The sequence below is a fragment of the Bradyrhizobium sp. SRS-191 genome, from assembly GCF_024586915.1.
In the GTDB taxonomy this organism is placed as follows: Bacteria; Pseudomonadota; Alphaproteobacteria; order Rhizobiales; family Xanthobacteraceae; genus Bradyrhizobium.
Genome location: NZ_JANBVS010000077.1, coordinates 1 through 1,502, shown reverse-complemented (window position 1 = coordinate 1,502; position 1,502 = coordinate 1). Strand labels below are relative to the sequence as shown.

Genomic DNA, 1,502 nt, shown 5'->3' with positions numbered 1-1,502 from the left:
GTGGAAAGATCTGCAACCCGTATTCAGGCGCCGGCGGCTGCAGAGCGAGCCAGGGGAATTGCCGGATGAACTCCAGCGGACTCCAGTTGACCGACGCAAGCATGTTGAGACCGATGATCTCGATCGCAACGAAGCCCGCCATCAGCGAGGCGAGACCGAAGAAACCCAGATAGACCGGTCCGACCTGCGAATCGCCAATCTTGCCGAGCCAGTAATTGTGACCGCCTTTTCCAATGCGCTCCCATATACCGGGCTGCAGCGGAATCCCTGGATAGAGGCCACTGCGAACTTGAACTTGCGTGAAGATGTTCTGATATTCGGCCATTGCGAGCTCCCCTCAACCCTGCGGCGACCAGACCGGAATTCTGCGCCACCATTCCCACCAGTCCGACCACAGAGCACCTTCCGGCTGCAGCCATGCCGGCCCGCTGATCACGATGCAGACCGCGCTGAAGAAGACCGCCGACAGCGCCAGGAACAGACCAAGCCGGTGAATGCCGAGCGTCCCGATCGAATAGCCGATCAGGTCGCGGAACATCGTGTTCTCGTGCTCCGGCGTCTTGACCTCCTCGCCGCGACCGGGATTGGTCGACGACAGGATCAGTGCCCCGTGCAAGGCCAGCGCGAAGCACGTCGTGAAGAAGAACGTGATCGCGATCATGTGCGCGGGATTGTAGTGGAAGTTGCCGAACTGGTAGCCGGTGTTCGACACCCAATCGAGATGGGTGATGATGCCATAGGGGAAGCCGTAGCTCCACGACCCCATCAGAACCGGTCGGATCACCTCGAGCGTGAAATACGCGAAGATGGCGAAGCTGAACGCGACCGGCACGTGGTAGCCAATCGCGAGCTTCCTGCAGATCTCCACTTCTCGCATCGCCCAAGAGCCGAACGCGCCGAGTGCGCAGACCGTGATGAGCTGCCAGAAGCCGCCTTCCGTGAGAGGCGCAAACGACAGGCCATATTTGGCATCCGGCGGATTGATGCTGATCTGCCAGATATTCCAGGTCGGTCCGAGCGCCGCCGCGTACAGAATGAGCGCCACACCGACGAAGGTGAAGAAGATCGTGGTCACCCCGAAGAAGCCGACATAGAAGGGGCCGACCCAGAAATCGAAAAGATCGCCGCCGATCAGCGTCCCGCCGCGGACACGGTATTTGCGTTCAAAGCTAAGCATGGCCATCGGTCATTCCTCCCGTGCTAACGGTGCGGCCTCGCTGTTGGAAATTGGGAGCGGGCGAACCGGATCTGTCGTCCGGGTTCGCCCGCTTCCGGATATCGAGCTCTAGCCGAGCTTGAGTGGTGTCGCCGGTTCGGAAATCGACGACGTTTTTGCTGGCCTGGGTCCTTCCAGCCAGTTGAACCGGTTCGTGCTGAGCAGGATGAAGTGAATCACCAATGCCAGACCGAACAGGAACGTGAACAGGGCAACCAGCGTCCTGCGCGGATCGAACAGCAACCACAAGCGCCACATAGTCTTCTCCTTCTCTAGGTCAGGTAGG

General features: G+C 59.9%; 2 protein-coding genes and 1 pseudogene. All 3 read right to left on the bottom strand.

Going from position 1 to position 1,502, the window contains the following annotated elements; translation table 11 throughout:
* Nucleotides 1-325: pseudogene (locus NLR35_RS34110) on the bottom strand (photosynthetic reaction center subunit M); the annotation flags it as partial.
* 12 nt (nucleotides 326-337) lie between these two features.
* Nucleotides 338-1,183 carry a photosynthetic reaction center subunit L gene (pufL, locus tag NLR35_RS34105; protein ID WP_257170920.1) on the bottom strand — a complete coding sequence of 282 codons (846 nt, stop codon included), beginning with the start codon at nucleotides 1,181-1,183 and terminating at the stop codon, nucleotides 338-340.
* 102 nt (nucleotides 1,184-1,285) lie between these two features.
* Nucleotides 1,286-1,474 carry a light-harvesting antenna LH1, alpha subunit gene (pufA, locus tag NLR35_RS34100; protein ID WP_128949151.1) on the bottom strand — a complete coding sequence of 63 codons (189 nt, stop codon included), beginning with the start codon at nucleotides 1,472-1,474 and terminating at the stop codon, nucleotides 1,286-1,288.
* Between the last annotated feature and the right edge of the window lie 28 nt (nucleotides 1,475-1,502).

Excerpts from the sequence above, each read along its gene's own strand:
- pufL (WP_257170920.1), bottom strand. The coding sequence starts at position 1,183 with ATGGCCATGCTTAGCTTTGAACGCAAATACCGTGTCCGCGGCGGGACG.
- pufA (WP_128949151.1), bottom strand. The coding sequence starts at position 1,474 with ATGTGGCGCTTGTGGTTGCTGTTCGATCCGCGCAGGACGCTGGTTGCC.